The 17,528-nt window shown below is 60.4% G+C and carries 16 protein-coding genes and 1 pseudogene; 5 read left to right on the forward strand and 12 right to left on the reverse strand.

Features of this window, described 5'->3' with window-relative positions:
• Nucleotides 1-119 (reverse strand): GDP-mannose 4,6-dehydratase (locus tag CQ12_RS43185; protein WP_157088797.1); only part of this gene is annotated, 119 nt, incomplete at its 3' end.
• A gap of 336 nt (nt 120-455) precedes the next feature.
• Between CQ12_RS43185 and CQ12_RS44775 the strand changes: the two genes are divergently transcribed.
• Complete coding sequence (locus tag CQ12_RS44775) at nt 456-1,016, forward strand: hypothetical protein (protein WP_157088798.1); 561 nt, start codon at nt 456-458, stop codon at nt 1,014-1,016.
• 127 nt (nt 1,017-1,143) lie between these two features.
• Here CQ12_RS44775 and CQ12_RS40695 read toward each other — a convergent pair whose 3' ends face one another.
• Nucleotides 1,144-1,671, reverse strand: a complete 528-nt coding sequence (locus tag CQ12_RS40695) for a D-glycero-alpha-D-manno-heptose-1,7-bisphosphate 7-phosphatase (protein ID WP_057840853.1) — start codon at nt 1,669-1,671, stop codon at nt 1,144-1,146.
• Nucleotides 1,672-1,803: 132 nt separating this feature from the next.
• Nucleotides 1,804-2,679: an NAD-dependent epimerase/dehydratase family protein gene (locus CQ12_RS40700; RefSeq protein WP_057840863.1), complete on the reverse strand. Its 876-nt coding sequence runs from the start codon at nt 2,677-2,679 to the stop codon at nt 1,804-1,806.
• 971 nt (nt 2,680-3,650) lie between these two features.
• Here CQ12_RS40700 and CQ12_RS44780 point away from each other — a divergent pair.
• Complete coding sequence (locus CQ12_RS44780; RefSeq protein ID WP_157088799.1) at nt 3,651-4,037, forward strand: hypothetical protein; 387 nt, start codon at nt 3,651-3,653, stop codon at nt 4,035-4,037.
• 715 nt (nt 4,038-4,752) lie between these two features.
• On the opposite strand, the gene CQ12_RS43190 is transcribed toward CQ12_RS44780, so the two are convergent.
• The 3 genes and pseudogenes from CQ12_RS43190 to CQ12_RS40715 all read right to left on the reverse strand — a co-directional run bounded on the left by CQ12_RS43190 (nt 4,753) and on the right by CQ12_RS40715 (nt 7,757).
• The gene (locus CQ12_RS43190) at nt 4,753-5,793 is read right to left on the reverse strand and encodes an ERF family protein (protein WP_347337461.1); all 1,041 of its coding nucleotides are present in this window, start codon (nt 5,791-5,793) and stop codon (nt 4,753-4,755) included.
• A gap of 45 nt (nt 5,794-5,838) precedes the next feature.
• A pseudogene (locus CQ12_RS47150) lies at nt 5,839-6,158 on the reverse strand (YqaJ viral recombinase family protein); the annotation flags it as partial.
• Between the two features lie 375 nt (nt 6,159-6,533).
• Nucleotides 6,534-7,757, reverse strand: a complete 1,224-nt coding sequence (locus CQ12_RS40715; protein ID WP_057840856.1) for a phenylacetate--CoA ligase family protein — start codon at nt 7,755-7,757, stop codon at nt 6,534-6,536.
• A gap of 89 nt (nt 7,758-7,846) precedes the next feature.
• Between CQ12_RS40715 and CQ12_RS40720 the strand changes: the two genes are divergently transcribed.
• Nucleotides 7,847-9,007 carry an AGE family epimerase/isomerase gene (locus tag CQ12_RS40720; RefSeq protein ID WP_057840857.1) on the forward strand — a complete coding sequence of 387 codons (1,161 nt, stop codon included), beginning with the start codon at nt 7,847-7,849 and terminating at the stop codon, nt 9,005-9,007.
• A gap of 14 nt (nt 9,008-9,021) precedes the next feature.
• Here the strand turns inward: CQ12_RS40720 and CQ12_RS40725 are convergent, their stop codons facing one another.
• The 6 genes from CQ12_RS40725 to CQ12_RS40750 form a co-directional block, all read right to left on the reverse strand.
• On the reverse strand, nt 9,022-9,861 hold the full coding sequence (locus CQ12_RS40725; RefSeq protein WP_057840858.1) for an ABC transporter ATP-binding protein: 840 nt from the start codon (nt 9,859-9,861) through the stop codon (nt 9,022-9,024).
• Nucleotides 9,862-10,049: 188 nt separating this feature from the next.
• The gene (locus CQ12_RS40730; RefSeq protein WP_057840864.1) at nt 10,050-11,330 is read right to left on the reverse strand and encodes an ABC transporter substrate-binding protein; all 1,281 of its coding nucleotides are present in this window, start codon (nt 11,328-11,330) and stop codon (nt 10,050-10,052) included.
• A 58-nt stretch (nt 11,331-11,388) separates the two neighbouring features.
• Complete coding sequence (locus CQ12_RS40735) at nt 11,389-12,462, reverse strand: branched-chain amino acid ABC transporter permease (protein WP_057840859.1); 1,074 nt, start codon at nt 12,460-12,462, stop codon at nt 11,389-11,391.
• 6 nt (nt 12,463-12,468) lie between these two features.
• On the reverse strand, nt 12,469-13,362 hold the full coding sequence (locus CQ12_RS40740) for a branched-chain amino acid ABC transporter permease (protein WP_057840860.1): 894 nt from the start codon (nt 13,360-13,362) through the stop codon (nt 12,469-12,471).
• A gap of 196 nt (nt 13,363-13,558) precedes the next feature.
• Nucleotides 13,559-15,490 carry a long-chain fatty acid--CoA ligase gene (locus CQ12_RS40745; protein WP_057840861.1) on the reverse strand — a complete coding sequence of 644 codons (1,932 nt, stop codon included), beginning with the start codon at nt 15,488-15,490 and terminating at the stop codon, nt 13,559-13,561.
• Nucleotides 15,487-16,308: an ABC transporter ATP-binding protein gene (locus CQ12_RS40750; RefSeq protein ID WP_057840862.1), complete on the reverse strand. Its 822-nt coding sequence runs from the start codon at nt 16,306-16,308 to the stop codon at nt 15,487-15,489. The genes CQ12_RS40745 and CQ12_RS40750 overlap by 4 nt, the downstream gene beginning before the upstream one ends.
• 325 nt (nt 16,309-16,633) lie before the next feature.
• On the opposite strand from CQ12_RS40750, the gene CQ12_RS40755 reads away from it, so the two are divergent.
• Both CQ12_RS40755 and CQ12_RS43200 read left to right on the forward strand, forming a co-directional pair.
• Nucleotides 16,634-17,308 carry a Crp/Fnr family transcriptional regulator gene (locus CQ12_RS40755; protein ID WP_057840865.1) on the forward strand — a complete coding sequence of 225 codons (675 nt, stop codon included), beginning with the start codon at nt 16,634-16,636 and terminating at the stop codon, nt 17,306-17,308.
• 92 nt (nt 17,309-17,400) lie between these two features.
• Nucleotides 17,401-17,528 (forward strand): GDP-mannose 4,6-dehydratase (locus CQ12_RS43200; RefSeq protein WP_157088800.1); only part of this gene is annotated, 128 nt, incomplete at its 3' end.

Here is a 17,528-nt window from a genome sequence, read left to right on the forward strand (position 1 = left end):
GACGACCGCCGCTTGATGCCGTGGACCTCATAGCCGAGGCCAAGCAGATATTCGGCGAGGTAGGCGCCGTCCTGGCCGGTGACGCCGGTAATCAGCGCAACAGGCGATTTCCGTGTCATAGCTCCGACCTATAGTTCTGGAAGATCCCGTACGAGACGAGTGACGCGAATCATTGGCGAGTAGGCCACAATCTAAAACTCGCCGGCGCTTCCCGTCCTGATTCGGTTGCCGCTCACGAGTTTATCCAAGCCGGCCCGGCCCTCCTTAACCTAAAAAAGTTGGCAAATGCAAGCGAAGGCCTCTGTCGGTACCGTCATCTGCATCTCAGCGCTTATGAGATGGTTCAATCTGCGTCCCCGAGCCGGGCGCATCGACGGTCGACGTGCGAAAAACAAACAGTTAGAGTAAAAGGGTTCCGCAACTGCGCGATGTGTCTGGTGCAGAGGCGTCCGCCTGTGTATCTTATGGACGCTCACTCTGTTCTCTTTCTGAAAGACGGCTTTTTGCCAACACGAACCGGCTGCTATATATTTTCACATTCTGTGGCCATTGTTCCCGTGACCGTCTCAAATAAGCTCATCAAGCTGTCCTGCGCTATCGCTGCTGTTTGCACCTATTTTGTTGCAACACATTGGCTGCAGGTTACCTACGCGCCAGATCCAAACCTCGCTTTTGGCCCTGACGTTCCGGGTGTGAAGATCCGGCTCATGCCACCATTTGCGCGACTCGAAGGCTCGAAATTCGCAGTAGCGAAGGAGAGATATAAGTTGTTCGACGATTTGGCCGACTCAGAAGAAAACCACGGCCGCTCCACCATTGAACTTTACGAGAATGACACACTTCTAGGACCGGCACACAGCGATCATTCGGACATCGCCAATTTAGGCCGCGGCCGGTTTTCTCATTGGAGGAAGAATGGCACGACGGTATATTGGTCTTCAAGCGACAATACTGATCCAGCGACGAATGGTAGAGCCTATTGGATGGTCAAACCCTATCAATCTGAAAAAAATTAGCTCCATGCGCCAGGTAATGTTGATGCTTTCGCTGACAATCCCACTGTGTGGTCGATGCTTTATCGCTCATCTCTAACCGCTAGATAGCTTGATTACTGTTAGCGGCCGCACCAATTCGATCTAGCATTCAGGATCGATGCGGACGAAAGTCTTTACATTCCAGGATCGATCTCAAGAAATGCTCGAGATTATGGCCCGCAAACAGATATCCTTTTATTCCAGCCGCCCGTGCTGCTTCCAGATCAGTGGACTTGTCGCCTATGAGAATGCTGCGACTGACGTCCACCGGAAAGCGCTTTAACAGATCATTAATCATGCCTGGAGCAGGCTTGCGTCGATGGCTTACTCGACGATACCGCTCTATCACGGCCTCAGGATGATAAGGACAGTACTCGAAAGCATCAATATGTGCTCCAATTCTGGCCAAGTCGTTCATCATCACTTTGTGTAATGCTTCAACGTGAGTTTCCTCGTAGAATCCTCTGGCTACGCCCGATTGATTGGTAACGACGAATACAAAGTAACCAGCATCATTGGCTGCTTTTATTGCTTCGCGTGCGCCATCAATCCACCTCAGCTTGCTGATGTCGAACACATAACCGCTATCCTCGTTCAGCACTCCATCCCGATCGAAGAAAACTGCTGGTCTCTTCATTTCGCCACCTTGAGGCCACGGAATGCCATCTGGCCAAAGCTAACTAGCTTGCAATTCTAGCTTTGAATAGTACGGGAGCTTTGCTGCGTCGCAGCTGTGAAGAACCTTTGTTTCTGCCACGAGCGCAATTGCTCAGGATGGCTCCCAACCGATCGCGAGTAGTTTGGTTGGAGGAGCCACCAGGGGCCGCCCGATCCGTTCCCAAACTGCTGTCTGGCCTGTGGCGTTAAGCGCTGCTCTAATCCAGCTTTCGGGCGCAGGAATCAACCAAGGTGATCTGCCCATGCCGACGCGGTAACGAGCGATGAGATCTGTGACCGTTACCGGCTTGGGATCCGATACGATAAAAGTTTCTCGCTTTGCGCGGGGGCTGTTGAGTGCTATCTCGACCGCCGAGTTGAAGTTTTGAATCGACAGGACAGATCTCTGCGCGGTCAGCGATCCGAACGGCAGAGGGATGGGAAGACGCGAAAGCCGGTGAACGGCCGCGAAGTTTCCTTTCTCGCCGTCACCATAAATCACGACGGGCCGCAAGATCGTGAATGAAATGTCCGTCGCGCGGATGGCCTGTTCAGCGGCGAACTTGGATCGTCCATACGCATTATGAGGCGTTGGAAAATCATCCTCGGTCAGCACATGATCTGCATAAGAGCCGGACTGGGCGGCGATCGAAGAAACGAAAACTAGATGCTTTGCACCGCTGCCGGATATCGCCCGCGCAAGCGCCGACGTCGCACGATGATTAACGCGATCGTAAAGGCTATCATCGGCATGTTTGTGCGCTATTCCGGCGAGATGAACCACCGCGTCGCATTTCGACACGATGGGCTGCCAGTCGAATAGCATCGATATGTCCGGAAGAGAGACGGCGGCGATGTTTGGATTATCCAAAGTAAATGCCGCTCTTGATGCCGCGATCACCTTGTACCCCCGCATGGCGAGGTAGCGAACGAGATGGCGTCCGACGAACCCGTCGGCGCCGGTTACGAGCACTCTGGGTTTTTCCATGTTGAGGCCATCTTGGCAGAAGGATGCCACAGCGCTCGTTTGCGATCCGATCGGCCCCTCAGCAGGCCCCCGTCGCGAGATCATAAGCGCGGTGACAGGCTCTGGCCAAACTTGCTGTTGCATGAAATCCGCAATTTAAGCACTGAGCGACAAGCGTAGGAGGCCACTATAGCCGCCCGAATCAGATCTGGCCAACTAATGGTTAAGCAAGGGAACTCCCAGCAACGGCTAGCTTATACCCGTGGAAGATATTGAACGCAGGAAGATCCAGCAAGGTGTCCGATGCATCTAGGTAGTTATCTCCAGCGATACTCACCAGTGCAAATAGCGCGCACGCCGGGCGTATGTCAGGGGCGTTCCCATCCGCGGGGTGCCTCGGTCTCTCTGCTAGAACAGACTAGCCAATCTGCGGAAAGCCACTCGCCGGATGAATGGGCGGGCAACGTGATCAATGAACCCGCGCCGCACTTGGTTCAGTCCGAGTAGTTTGTATGGTTGCAATCTCCTGGCTTGAGGCTTTGCGAACAATGTCTAGACCGCTCGCATGAGAGGCGTAGCGAAAGGTGCGATGCTCCTTGCGCGGCAAGGAGGAGCGGATCGTCGCCACCAAGGTTTGCCGGATTGGTCAGTTCGGCCTGCGCTTTAGCAAGCGCCGCCACGATCGCGCCAATGCGCTCACTGGACCGGTGCACAAGCGGTCTCGAATCCAAAACTGATGTCGTCAGACTTCGAGCGCTTCGCTCGGATACCGTGCCCGACGGCCTCCTTTTGAGTCCTCAGGAGGGTTTCTTGAGCTCTGCTTTGGCAATCTCGTGATTCTGGCCCGCGGAGCGTGTCCTGTCATTCGAGGAAACTATAGTCTCCTCAATGTCGGTTAACTGGCAGACAAAACCGCTCTACTCGTGATAGTTGCATAAAGCTACCTATGGGACCCACCCCACATGCAAGTCAGTGGTAAATGGAAATGGGGAGTGGCCGGCATTATCGGCTATTTCGCGCTCGCCACTTACTTCAAGTATTCCTACCCTCTTTTAGGAAAAGAGGCTGCTGTCCTTCGTGGCTTCGAGCGATTGGGAGATTCGCACTATGCCGTGGTCGCACATAGTTGGGCTCCCAGAGGCGCGCGATTAGGCGAAGCGGATTCCGAGGACGATAACGAGCGCTCTCGCGTGTTGATCTATGAAGACGACAAGCCGCTAGGCCCACCACACAGCCCGCATGCAGACATTGCCAGGCTGGGCATGGGCCGTTTTTCACACTGGCGCGGTCAGGGCTTTGTGTTTTCCTCGAGCGACAACAGTGATCCGGTGACCAACGGCCGTTCATACCGAGCCGTCGTGCCGGGGACAACCGATTAGGCCATCTCACTCAGCCGGCTATATCATTCTGATATTCGGACGCACGAACCGTTAGCGCGCAAGATCCCAAGTTCGGCCGCGCGCGCAGCAAGTGGGTGCATTCGGGCCGTCGAATAATGACGCCGATCAGGTGTCCGGCGGAAAGTAGCGTCGCAACGTCAACCTGATTGCGAAGTACAGAACGACGCACGTCAAAGCCACCAAGGCGATACCAGACGGCATGATCCTCATTCCTATTACACTAAACGCGCACTCGAAGTTACCAGAAAACTTTCGAACGGAACCCAAGCTAAATTCTGTCGGGAAAGAGGGCTTAATTTCCTCCTCTTGAGGTAACATAGTGGCAAACAGCCGGTTGCGGTTTCGCGTGCTGCCGTTGGTGTCTATTCGCCAGATCCGGGCGTTCCGTCGGATGTGGTTGCGCGCGGCTTCCTCCATCTCGGGTGGCAATTCCGCGAGATCGATATGGTGCAGGCTCTGTTCGATAGCTTTTTAAGTGATCCAACGGTCTGTGCCGCAATACGCGGTAGCGCTGGATATCCAGGACAATTCAACCACATCGATCACCAGCAGCCAGTCGATCACAGTGCTTGGTGCGAGGTTGGCGGATCTTGTTTAGCGCGTCAGCTCTTATCTTTCGAGTGCAGGAGGGCGGAACCGCGACTCGAGCTCGCGGGTTGCTGGTGCTAGGCCTTTAGGATCTTGGCGGGCGCATTCATGTTGTGAACCGGGGACATCGTTGTGTGTGCGGCGTTTGGCAATACCGCAGCTCCGTCTTGGCCGCCGGCCTGGCTAGCGTCCCACAGTTGTTTGGCAATAGGTATCGGCGCGATCTGCATATTCGCCCACCAGGCCTTTTCATCGCCGTGTCGATGCAAATCTTGGTGATGGGTGCGGCAGAGTGGCACCGTGAACTCATCGCTGACCTTGCGTCTAGAGCGCGCTGTTCGGCGAATTTCAGATGGTGTAGGCCCGACGGGACTTGTTGGCAGATCAGGCAAGGCTGTCCTCGTACGAACGACAGGTGCGCCTTGCTTCGCTTGCGGACAGGATCCTTGGGCAGGGCAAGCGCGTAGGGCGCGTTTTGTGCTGGTGAGCCGTTGTTTGTTGAGCCAGCTGGCGCGTAATTGGCTTCCTTCAGCCGTCCTTGGTAGGCGGTCTCGATCGTTCGGGCATCCGCCTCCAGCAAGGCGTTCTTCCGGGGCAGTGCGTTATTAGCCCAAGCCAGCAGCTCGTTCTCCGCGGTCAAGCCACTGATCTCGCGTAGCATCTGATCTCGCAGTTGAGGGGACTGATCAGGACCAAGCGTTGGTGCGCGGTGCAGAACGGCTTTGTCTTGTTTGCCCCGAAAGCTGCCGCCAGCTCTTGGCGCAGGCGGAGCCGGGCCCAAGACGGCGTCAGGTGCGTCAAGGTCGTCCTCACCTGCGATACCTACCAGCGTGAACAGGGCATAGCGTCTGGCATACGTTAGGGCCGCACCCATCCTGTGCGGGGTCTCGGTGTCCTTGACGCTAGAGACCGGCCAGTCCGGGGAAATCCATTCACCGGAAGAATGTGCAAGGAGGGTGGTCAGGTGAACCTGCGCAGAGTGATCTCCGATTTGAGTTGTTTGGATCGTCAAAATTTCCTGCTGGCTCAAGGCTTTGCGCACAATATCAAGGCCGCTCGCCAGCGAAGCGTAGCGAAACGCGCGGTTCTCCTCGTGGGGAAAGGGCGAGCGAACGGTAGCGATCAGGTTCTTTTCCGGATTAGTCAGCGTGGCTTGGGCTTCGCAAGTGCAGCCGCAATCGCGCCAATGCGCTCACTCGAGCGGTGCATTGGCACTCTCCGTCTGGACGGGATCGAAGCTGATTGCACCACCTTTGGTTCGCTTGGCCCGGATGCCGTGCCCAACGGCCTGTTTTGCGTCTTCAGGCACAAGCTTCTTGAGCTCGGCCTTTGCAGTCTCATGATCCTGGTGAGCCAAGCGGGTCTGCAAGTAGGCTGCTGCAAGCTCCGCCCAAAGGTTGGAAGAGGTCAAATCTACGACCTTGACCGCCTCGAGCCGAGGGCTAGGCGGTTCAACCCGAACAGGCGGGGTGGCTCGCCGGCCTGCACGCAGCGCCAAAACTTCTTCTCAGCTTCCTAGGGCTCTGTGGCGCCAATCACAAACGCGTACGCAATGGTTTAAGATGGCGCCGGCCGTCATATTAGAATTTCGAGGGCGCTTGAATTAAAAAATTGAGCCGTCGGAGGGGCATGTTGGAGCGGAGATTGGACTTTGCCGCACCGGCATTGAGGTGTCTCGTCTCGCTGTTGTCTCCGCAGAATTTCCAAGTTTGGGCTCGAAGTATTCCCTGATAGCGCTCAGGAAATCGCTGTTTATTTTTGGGCGGTTCTCGGCGAAGGATGTGCAAGTCCCCCGAAATGCTTAGATTTAATCCACTGATTGGGCGCAACCGCATGACTTCGCGTGCGCATTTCCCTGTTACGCAGATTTCGATGGCCAGTGGGCTATCAACGTTCGTCCGCGATCACCTTGCCGTCATTCGGCAGTGCGCCAGCGTCCACCAGCTCGACATTGCCGCCGAGCTTGGTCACCGCGCGCAGCGTTGCTGCAAGTTCGCGTTGCAGCGTCTCGCCAGGTGAGGCCGTCTCCGCCTTCAGCGTCATCAGATCGCTTTCGCCGGAGCGCGTGACGACGAGGCGCAGCCGTCCGAGCTCGGGATGGCGCTTGCCGATCTCGGCGATCTGTTCGGGGCGGACGAACATGCCCTTGACCTTGGTGGTCTGGTCGGCGCGGCCCATCCAGCCCTTGATGCGCATGTTGGTGCGCCCGCACGGGCTCGTCCCCGGCAGTGTTGCCGTGAGGTCTCCGATCGCGAGCCGGATCCAGGGATGCTGTTGATCGAGCGAAGTGACGACGATTTCGCCGACGTCGCCGGGCGCGACGGGATCGCCGGTGCCGGGACGCACGATTTCCATGATCAGGTCCTCGTTGACGACCATGCCTTCGCGTGCCGGCGTCTCGAACGCGATCAGGCCGAGGTCGGCGGTGCCGAATGCCTGATAGGCGTCGACGCCGCGCGACTTGACCTCGTCCTGCAAGGATTTCGGGAAAGCCGCGCCGGAGACCAGCGCGCGCTTGATCGAGGAGACGTCGCGCCCGGCGGATACGGCGGCGTCGAGCAGGATCTTGAGGAAATCGGGTGTGCCGCTATAGCCGACCGGGCGATAGGCCTCGATCAGTTCGAACTGCTGCTCGGCATTGCCGGGCCCGGCCGGGATCACCGCGCAGCCCAGCGCCCGCGCCGAGGCGTCGAAAATGAAGCCGCCGGGCGTCAGATGATAGCTGAAGGTGTTGAGCACGACGTCGCCGGGCCGGAAGCCGGCCGCAAACAGCGCCCGCGCGCCGCGCCATGGGTCGGTATGAACAGGTTCGGGCTCGAAGATCGGCCCCGGCGAGGTGAACAGCCGCCCGAACGACCCGAGAGATCCCGCAACGAAGCCGCCGAAGGGCGGCGCGGCCTTGTGCAGGGCAGGGAGCTCCGACTTGCGCAGCACCGGGAGGCGCGCCAGCGCCGTACGGTCGGTCACGGCGGCGGGATCGATACCCTTTAAACGCTCGGCATAGGCGGGTGCGGCCAGCGCCTTGCGCAGCACATCTGGAAGCCGGGAAAACAGCTCCGCCTCGCGTTGAGCCGGCTCGCGCGTTTCGAGGGCGTCGTAATGGTCGGTCATGACGGATGCCTTGGATTTACGTCGATTGCGTGCCGCCTCTGACGTGCTATCAGACGGCCTCTACCGGTTTTGATGTTCCAGGGAACGCAATGGCTGAAGGAGATACCGCTGCGGCGGCAGATGGGCTGGATTCGGCTGATATCGTCGCGCGGCTGAAGCTTCGCGTGATCGAGCATTGCCTGCCGCTGTGGTCGACCGAAGGCTGGGACGACCAGGTGGGCGGCTTTATCGACCGGCTCACTCCAGACGGCCGTGCCGATTTCGCGGCGCCGCGCCGGGTGTTCGTGCAGGCGCGCCAGATCTATTGCTACGCCAAGGCGGCGCAGATGGGCTGGTACCCGCAAGGACGCGCGATTGCGCTGAAGGGGCTGGAGCATCTCCTGGCGAAGGCGAAAGCTCCCGACGGCAAACCCGGCTTTGTCCACACGTTGAAGCCTGACGGAACGGTGCTGGATCCCTTGCGCGATTCCTATGACCACGCCTTCGTGCTGCTGGCGCTGGCAACCGTCTACGCGCTCGATCGCGATGCGCAGATCCGCGCCGAGATCGATTCGCTGTGCCACTTCGTCGAGACGGAGTTGCGGTCGCCGCACGGCGGGGTGCACGAGGGATTGCCGACATCCCTGCCGCGCCGGCAGAACCCGCAGATGCATCTGTTCGAAGCGATGATCGCCGCGTTCGACGCGACGCACGACCTCGTGTTCCAGAACCGGGCAGGGAATTTCTTCAGCCTGTTTCTGGCCAACCTCTACGACAAGCAGCGGCAGGTGCTCGGCGAATATTTCGAGGAGGACTGGTCGAAGATCGAGCCTGTCAGCGTCGAGCCCGGGCATCAGGCGGAATGGACGTGGCTGCTGAAGGGTTTTGAACGCATCACGGGCTGTCCGACGGGGCGCTACCGCGGTGAATTGCTGGCGTCGGCGCTGCGCTATCGCGACGAAGCGACCGGCTGCCTGGTCGACGAAGGCGACGCCGGCGGCAACATCAGGCGGCATACGCGGCGGCTGTGGCCGCAGACCGAAATCGCCAAGGCGTGGATCGCGCAGGCCGAGGCAGGCGAGGCGGGCGCGGCCGATGAAGCGCGCGCGGCGCTGGCGCGGCTTGAACGGCATTATCTCAGCCATCCCGTCGTGGGCGGCTGGTACGACCAGTTCGACCGCGAGGGCAACTCGCTGGTCGCCACCATCCCTGCGTCTTCGTTCTATCATGTCCTTTGCGCGGTCGCGGAAGCGGAGCAGGTGATCGGTTAGATGATGGGTGGCGCTCACAGCCACCGCTTTCGCCGCTTGAAGCTCTTCAGGTTCTTGAAGCTCTTGCGCTGGTCGCCGGCGCCGCCGAGATAGAATTCCTTCACGTCCTCGTTGTCGCGCAATTCGTCCGCCGTGCCATCGAGCACGACCTTGCCCTGTTCCATGATGTAGCCGTGGCTCGCGACGGATAGCGCCGCGCGCGCATTCTGCTCCACCAGCAGGATGGTGACCCCGAGGTCGCGGTTGATCTCCTTGATGATGGAAAACACCTCCTTGACCAGCAGCGGGGAGAGGCCCATCGACGGCTCGTCCATCAGGATCATCTTGGGGCGCGCCATCAGCGCGCGGCCGATCGCCAGCATCTGCTGTTCGCCGCCGGAGAGGTAGCCGGCGAGCCCGGTGCGCTCCTTCAGCCGCGGGAAATATCTGAACACCATGTCGATGTCGGCAGCGATCTCGTTGTCGGTGCGGGTGAAGGCGCCGAGCTTGAGGTTTTCGATCGAGGTCATGTCGGCGATGATGCGGCGGCCCTCCATCACCTGGAAGATGCCGCGGCGGACGATCTTGTCGGGGTCGATGCCGTTGATGCGCTCGCCGTCGAAGACGATTTCGCCGCGGATGACTTCGCCGTCCTCGGTCTTGAGCAGGCCGGAGATCGCCTTCAGCGTCGTCGACTTGCCGGCGCCGTTGGCGCCGAGCAGCGCCACGATAGCGCCCTTCGGTACTTCGAGACTGAGGCCCCGTAGCACCAGGATGACCTTGTCGTAGACCACCTCGATGTTGTGGACGCTGAGCAGCGGGGCGGCCGGTGCCGCTGACGGTGCAGGACGATTGATTGTGGTTGCTTCAGTCATGTTTCCGATCCTGGCGTTGTTGGGGGAGCGGGTCGTCCGCTCCACCCACCGCCGTCATCACCCGCGTATGCGGGTGATCCAGTATTCCAGAGGCACCTGCGACCAATCGAGAAGCCGCGGCGTACTGGATCCTCGCTTTCGCGGGGATGACAGTTGAATGTTGAGGCGCCTACAGGCGTCCCTTCAACTTACCAGCCGAGCCACTCGGGCTTGCGCGGCAGGTCGATGGTCTTCACCTTCTCCATCTTGATGCCGCCGTTCTTGATGAGATCGTTGAGCGGGGCGTCGGTCGCGCCGGCGACCTTCATGCGATAGAGATCGACCTTGAGCGTGCCACGGTGATCGGTCTCGGTGAAGGTCGAGGGGTTGCAGATGCCTTCGCCGCCGGCGGGCACCCAATCCTTCTTCTGGTAGAAGCCCTTCTTGACGTTCTCGCCGGTGGCGCCGCCGTTCTTGGCAGCCCATTCGACGGCTTCCTTCATGTAAAGCGCGGTGCAGACGCCGGCGATGTAATGCACGGGACGGTAGGCGGTGCCGGCCGTATCGGACATCTTGGAGATTTCCGTGAAGGTCTTCATGCCGGGCGCATTGCCGCCCCATGCCACCGCGGTGCGCAGCGGGAACACCACGCCGTCGGCGGCAGCGCCGGCGGCCTTGGCGGCGTTCTCGTCCATGCCCCAGACGTTGCCGAGGAACTGCACGTCGACGCCGGCCGCCTTGCAGGCGTTGAGCACGGAGATGTTGGAACCTGCGGTGTTGCCGAGATAGGCGTAGTTGGCGCCCGAGCTCTTCAATGTAAGGCACTGCGCGCTGTAATCGCCGGGCGTCAATGCGAAAACGATCGGCGGCAAGAGTTCGAAGCCGAGTTCGGCGGCCATCGCCTCACCGGCGGCCTTCGGCGCGTTCGGATAGGGGTGGTTGGCGCCCATGTGAACGAACTTCGGCTTGCCGGGCTTGCCCTTGGACTTCCAGTCCTCGGCGGCCCAGGTCAGCATGCCACGAACCGCGTCCGAGTAGCTCGGGCCGTAGAAGAAGTTGTAGGGCGCAGGCTTGGCCTTGCCGCCGGCGCCGGTCGGATCGGAGAGCGCCGCGGCATAGGATGCCGAAATATCTGGGATTTTATCCTGGGCCAGGAAGCCCGTTAGTGCTTCGGTGTCGGCGGTGCCCCAGCCGAGAATGGCGGCGACCTTGTCGGCGCCCGACCATTTCTTGTACTGCGCGATCGCGCGCGGCACCTGATAGCCGTAGTCGACGGTATCGACATTGACCTTGGCGCCGTTGATGCCGCCGTTCTTGTTGATCCACGCATAGGTATCCGCGACACCCTGTCCGAACGGCGTTCCGACGTCCGAGGTTGCGCCCGAATAATCGGCAAGATGCCCGAGCGAGATCGGCGCCTGGGCCGATGCCGCGGTGCTACCCAACAGCAAAGCGAGCGAGGCTGTGCTCAACAGAGTCTTCATCGTCATGGACATAGTCCTCCCGGTTACTTCTCGAGGTCTTATCGTTGTCCGTCCCGTTCCGACCTCAATGCGAGAACGGGTAGAGTTTCCAGTATGCCTTGATCTGCCGCCATCGATGCGCCAATCCATCCGGCTCGAACACCAGAAAGACGATGATGATCACGCCGATGGCCATCTCGCGCAGGAAGGCGATGTTGTTCTTCAATCCAAGGAATTGATCGATCGGGCTGTCGCGCAGCGCGACGCTCAGCCATTCCATCGATTCCGGCAGCAGCACCATGAAGGCCGTGCCCATCAGCGTGCCCATGATCGAACCGAGCCCGCCGATGATGATCATCGCGAGGAAGATGATCGAGCGGTCGATGCCAAAACCTTCGTTGGAGACCACCTGATTGTAATGCGCATAGAGCGCGCCGCCGACGCCGGCAAAGAAGGCGGCGAGGCCGAACGACAGCGTCCGGTATTTTGTCAGGTTGATGCCCATGATCTCGGCGGACAGATAATGGTCGCGCACCGCGACCAGCGCGCGTCCGTCACGCGAGCGGATCAGGTTGGTCACCAGTAGATAGCAGACGACGACATAGGCCAGCACGACGTAGAAGTACTGTTTGTCGCCGCGCAGCATGTAGCCGAAGATCGAGAACGGCTCGGCGCTGGCGGGCACGCTGCCGCCGGTGAACCATTCGGCCCGCGCAAAGAAGTCGAGCAGGATGTACTGCGCCGCCAGCGTCGCGATCGCGAGATAAAGCCCCTTCAGCCGTGCGGCAGGCAGGCCGAAGATCAGGCCGACCGCTGCCGTGACGACGCCCGCGAGCGGAATGCAGAAGAAAACGGGGATGCCGAACCGGTTCGAGAGATAGGCTGAGGTGAAGGCACCGAAGCCGAAGAAGGCGGCATGGCCGATCGAGATCTGCCCGGTGAAGCCGACGACAATGTTGAGCCCAAGCGCTGCGATGCCGAAGATGCCGATCTGAATCAGCAGGCTGAGCACGTAGGCGCTTACGATGTGGGGCGCAAGGCAGACCAGCACGATGCCAAGGATCATCGCGTTGCGGCTGGTGGTGGTCGGAAACACGGTGGTATCCGCCGCGTAGCTGGTGCGGAAATCGCCCGCGGGAATGAGGGTCTGGCCTGCCATAATTGATTACACCCGCTCGATGTCTTTGGTGCCGAACAGGCCGTACGGCTTGATCATGAGAATAATGATGAGCGCATAGAACGGTGCGATCTCGTAGAGATTGCCCCAGTGCAGATATTCGCTGTCGAGAAAGTGCGCGACGTTTTCCAGTAGCCCGATGATGATGCCGCCGAGCACTGCGCCGCCGACGCTGTCGAGACCGCCGAGGATCGCCGCCGGAAACACCTTCACGCCATAGGCGGAAAGCCCTGCAGAGACGCCGTTGACGACGGCCACCACCACGCCGGCAACGGCGGAAACGGTGGCCGAGATCGCCCAGGCCATCGCGAATACGCTTTTGACGGATATGCCGAGCGACTGCGCGACCTGCTGGTTGAAGGCGGTGGCGCGCATCGCAAGACCGTATTTCGAGAGACGGAAGAACCATGCCATCCCGATCATCATGGCCACCGATACCGCGAGGCTCATCAGATAGACGGTCTGCACCTGCAGGCCGAGGATGTTGATGTTCTGGGTCTGGAAGATGCGCGGGAACGGCTGCAGATTGACGCCGAACATCCACTTCATCAGCGCGGAGAACACCGTTGATAGCGCGATCGTCACCATGATCACGGAGATAATCGGCTCCCCGATCATCGGGCGCAGGATGACGATCTGGATCGCGATGCCGAACAGGAACATGAAGACCAGCGTGATCGGCATGCCCAGATAGAACGGCACCTGATACTTCGTGAGCAGCCACCAGCACACCCAGGCGCCGACCAGCAATAGTTCTCCTTGCGCAAAATTCACGACCTGCGTCGCTTTGTAGATCAGCACGAACGACATCGCGACCACGCCATAGAGCGTGCCGACCACGAGGCCGTTGACCAGGAGCTGGATGAGAAGCTGGGTGTTCATGCGGCCCTCTTTCCCTCTCCCCTTGTGGGAGAGGGTGGCTTCGCGAAGCGAAGACGGGTGAGGGGTTCTCTCGGCATACGCGAATGTGGAGAGAGACCCCTCACCGAAGTGAGTTCGTGTTGACCGGCGGTGATGCCCTCTCCCACAAGGGGAGAGGGCGCATCAACCGGCATCGCGGGAATTCGTTGTTGCACCATCATTCCGCGGCCTCCGCGATCGGCACGGCCCCACCGAGATCGACGACCCGGAGCGTGGTGCGGATGCGCTGGGTAGTGCCGTCCTGGAAGCGGATCACGGTGTCGACGGGAATGTCGCTCTTGCCGCCATAGATCGCGTCGATGATATCGGCATATTTCTCGTTGATGACGCTGCGGCGAACTTTTCGGGTGCGGGTCAGCTCGCCGTCATCGGCGTCGAGCTCCTTGTAGAGCAGCAGGAAGCGCGAGATGCGCTGCGCCGGCGGCAGCGTCGCGTTGACGCCCTCGACCTCCTTCCGCAGCAGCGCATAGACCTCGGGGCGCGAGGAGAGGTCGGTATAGGTGGTAAAGGAGATGCGGTTCTTCTCCGCCCATTTCGAGATGATGGAGTAACGGATGCAGATCATCGCGGCCAGCGTGTCGCGGCCGGCGCCGAGCACGACGGTCTCGGCGATGTAGGGCGAGAACTTCAGCTTGTTCTCGAGATATTGCGGCGAGAAGCGCTCGCCGCGCGAGGTCTCGGCAAGATCCTTGATGCGATCGATGACGACGAGTTGCCTGTCCGCGTTGAAGTAGCCGGCATCGCCGGAGTGCATCCAGCCGTCCTTGATATCGGCGACCGAAGCCTCGGGATTCTTGTAATAGCCGAGGAACATGTTGGGATGGCGTACGACGATTTCGCCGACGCCGTTGACATCAGGGTTGTCGACGCGGATCTCGATATCGTCGGCCATCGGCACGCCGGTCGTATCAGGATCGACCTTGCCGGCGGGGTGCAGCGTGTAGGCGCCGAGCAGTTCCGTCTGGCCATAGAGCGTGCGCAGCGGCACGCCCATCGCCTGGAAGAACTTGAAGGTATCCGGTCCGAGCGCGGCGCCGCCAGTCGCCGCCGAACGCAGCCGCGTGAAGCCCAGGCGGTCGCGCAGCGCGCGGAACAGCAACTGGTTGGCCAGCATCGAATGCTTGCCCTGCGCCAGCGCCGAAAGCCCTGTCTTCATGCCGATGTCGAACATTTTCTGTTTCAGCGGCGAGGAATCCATCACGCCGGCGCGCACATCGGCAGCGATCGATTCCCAGAGCCGCGGCGCGAACAGCACGAAGGTCGGCGCGATCTCGCGGAAATCGTGCATCATGGTCTCGGGCTCTTCGACGAAGTTGACTTTCATCCGGCAGAGCAGGCCTTTGCCGAGCGCGTAGACCTGTTCCATGATCCAGGGCAGCGGCAGCACCGAGACGTATTCATCGTCCGGCCCCTTCGGGTCGAACGCCAGATAGGTCGCGCAATGTTTCAGCACGCGTCCCGCCGCCAGCATCGCCAGCTTGGGATTGGCCGTCGTGCCCGAGGTCGTGCAGAGGATTGCGACATCCTCGCCGCTTGTCTCGTTCACCAGCCGGTCGTAGAGGCCGGGCTCGCGCGCGGCGCGGTCGCGGCCCATGGTGACCAGCTTCTCCGCTTCCATCAGGCGCGGATCGTCGTATTTGCGCATGCCGCGCGGATCGGAATAGACGATGTGCTTGAGGTTCGGCGCGCGGTCGGCTAGCGCCAGCAGCTTGTCGACCTGCTCCTCGTCCTCGGCGAATACCAGCTTGGCCTCGCCATAGCTGAGCAGATAGGCCGCTTCCTCGTCCAGCACGTCGCGATAAAGGCCGAGGCTCATGGCGCCGATGGCATGCGTCGCGATTTCCGCAGCGACCCAGTCGGGGCGATTGTCGCCGATGATGCCGATGACGTCGCCGCGCCTGAGACCCAGTTCGATCAAGCCGAGGGCGAAATCATGGACGCGCGTCTGGTAGTCGTTCCAGGTGAAGATGCGCCACAGCCCGAGATCCTTTTCGCGCAAGGCAATTTCGCCGCCATGCTCCCTCGCGTTGAGGCGCAGCAGTTTCGGAAAGGTATCCGCCTCGGCGGCGCGTCCGGCATAGTCCATCATGCCGCGCTCTCCCGCGGTGCCGGCTTGTCGTCGGGATCGACCAGAGCCTCGTCCTCTTCGCCGAGATAGGCGCGCTTCACATGGGGATCGGCGAGCACGGACGCCGGATCGCCCTCAGCGATCTTGCGGCCGAAATCCAGCACCATGACGCGGTGGGAGATGTCCATCACCACGCCCATGTCATGCTCGATCATCATCACGGTCATGCCGAACTCTTCGTTGAGATCGACGATGTAGCGCGCCATGTCCTCCTTCTCTTCGAAGTTCATGCCGGCCATCGGCTCGTCGAGCAGGATGAGCTGCGGCTCCAGCGCCATCGCGCGGGCGAGTTCGACGCGCTTGCGCAGGCCGTAGGGCAGGGTGCCGGCGGTCGCCTTGCGCACCGACTGCAGGTCGAGGAAGTCGATGATTTCTTCCACCTTGCGGCGATGCTCGAGTTCCTCGCGCCGGGCGCCGGTCAGCCAGTACAGCGAGCCGGTGATGAAATTGTTCTTCAGCAAGTGGTGCCGCCCGACCATGATGTTGTCGAGCACGCTCATATGATGGAACAGCGCCAGGTTCTGGAAGGTGCGGCCGATGCCCAGCCGTGGTCGCGCGTTCGGGTTAAGGCCGGTGATGTCCTTGCCGCGGTAAAACAGTTTGCCTTCGGTCGGCTTGTAGCGGCCGGAAATGCAATTGACGATGGAGGTCTTGCCGGCGCCGTTCGGGCCGATGATGGAGAACAATTCGCCTTCGTTCACGCCGAAGGACACCTCGGTCAGCGCGCGGACGCCTCCGAAGCGCAGCGATACCCCGCGCACTTCCAACGTATGAGCCACTCATTCCCTCCAGATGCGGCGCTTGGGCAGCGCTCTTTATCTTGCGTTTGCAATGTCTAATGCCTGCAATTGCATGAGCGATCCTACATCGGCGGTGACGGGCAGGCCATCCGACTATCGGTGTCGGCGGTTGCCCAGCATCACGCGCGGTAGTGTCGCACCCCGCCAGCGCGCCATTGGCTGCACGTGCCGAGGTGGCCCTCCTTAGGGCAATGCGATAGTTTGAAATGTCTTTTGCCTGACAATTCGTCGGGAAATTTTGCCAGGCTGCGCTTCTGTTGCGGTGCAGCAAGGAAGCGATGGGGATGCGACGGTCGATGCGGTCATGATTGCTGCGGAATATCTCAAGCGCATCGCGGCCTGGTCGCGTGAACTGAACGAGCGGGAAATCGAGGCCGCGCGCGCCGGCATCGTGGAGAAATTCTATCGCGCCAACGAGCATATCTTCATGCGCGGTGATTCCTTTGACTACTGGACCGGCGTTGTGACGGGCCTTGCCCGGATGAGTACCGTGTCCAGTGGCGGCAAGGCGGCGACCTTCGCCGGCCTCACGGCGGGTGCCTGGTTCGGCGAGGGCTCGATGCTCAAAGGCGAGCCGCGCCGTTACGACGTGGTCGCGTTGCGGGACACGCGGCTGGCGCTGATGGATCGCGCTACCTTCTTCTGGCTTTTCGAGAACAGCGTCGCGTTCAACCGCTTTCTGGTCCGGCAGCTCAATGAGCGGCTCGGTCAGTTCATCGGGGCGCTGGAACACGGCCGTACGCTGGATGCGACCGGCCGCGTGGCGCGCTCGATCGCCTCGCTGTTCAATCCGATTCTCTATCCGGACATGACGCGACATCTCGAGATCACGCAGGAAGAAATCGGAGCGCTCTCCGGCATTTCGCGGCAAAATGCCAACCAGTGCCTGAAGCGGCTGGAGAAGGAAGGCTTGCTGCGGCTCGAATATGGCGGCGTTACCATCATCGAACTCGAACGCTTGCGCCATCATGGCGATTAGACCGCTAAGAGCCTGATTTCAAACGGCTTTGGTAATGGACTTGGCGGGGGTCGAATGCTATGGCCTGCGCGAAGGGCACGTTTGGAGAAGCTATGGCGGCTCAGGATTCACAGCGGCGCGTGGCGCTGATTACCGGCGTCACCGGCCAGGACGGCGCCTACCTTGCCGAATATCTGCTTGGCCTCGGCTATGAGGTCCACGGCATCAAGCGGCGGTCGTC

The sequence above is a fragment of the Bradyrhizobium jicamae genome, from assembly GCF_001440395.1.
In the GTDB taxonomy this organism is placed as follows: Bacteria; Pseudomonadota; Alphaproteobacteria; order Rhizobiales; family Xanthobacteraceae; genus Bradyrhizobium; species Bradyrhizobium jicamae.

Coding starts and splice junctions, on each gene's coding strand:
- CQ12_RS40700 (WP_057840863.1), bottom strand. CDS start 2,679: ATGGAAAAACCCAGAGTGCTCGTAACCGGCGCCGACGGGTTCGTCGGA.
- CQ12_RS40715 (WP_057840856.1), bottom strand. CDS start 7,757: ATGACCGACCATTACGACGCCCTCGAAACGCGCGAGCCGGCTCAACGC.
- CQ12_RS40755 (WP_057840865.1), top strand. CDS start 16,634: ATGATTGCTGCGGAATATCTCAAGCGCATCGCGGCCTGGTCGCGTGAA.
- CQ12_RS40740 (WP_057840860.1), bottom strand. CDS start 13,362: ATGAACACCCAGCTTCTCATCCAGCTCCTGGTCAACGGCCTCGTGGTC.
- CQ12_RS40725 (WP_057840858.1), bottom strand. CDS start 9,861: ATGACTGAAGCAACCACAATCAATCGTCCTGCACCGTCAGCGGCACCG.
- CQ12_RS40720 (WP_057840857.1), top strand. CDS start 7,847: ATGGCTGAAGGAGATACCGCTGCGGCGGCAGATGGGCTGGATTCGGCT.
- CQ12_RS40730 (WP_057840864.1), bottom strand. CDS start 11,330: ATGACGATGAAGACTCTGTTGAGCACAGCCTCGCTCGCTTTGCTGTTG.
- CQ12_RS40745 (WP_057840861.1), bottom strand. CDS start 15,490: ATGATGGACTATGCCGGACGCGCCGCCGAGGCGGATACCTTTCCGAAA.
- CQ12_RS40735 (WP_057840859.1), bottom strand. CDS start 12,462: ATGGCAGGCCAGACCCTCATTCCCGCGGGCGATTTCCGCACCAGCTAC.
- CQ12_RS40695 (WP_057840853.1), bottom strand. CDS start 1,671: ATGAAGAGACCAGCAGTTTTCTTCGATCGGGATGGAGTGCTGAACGAG.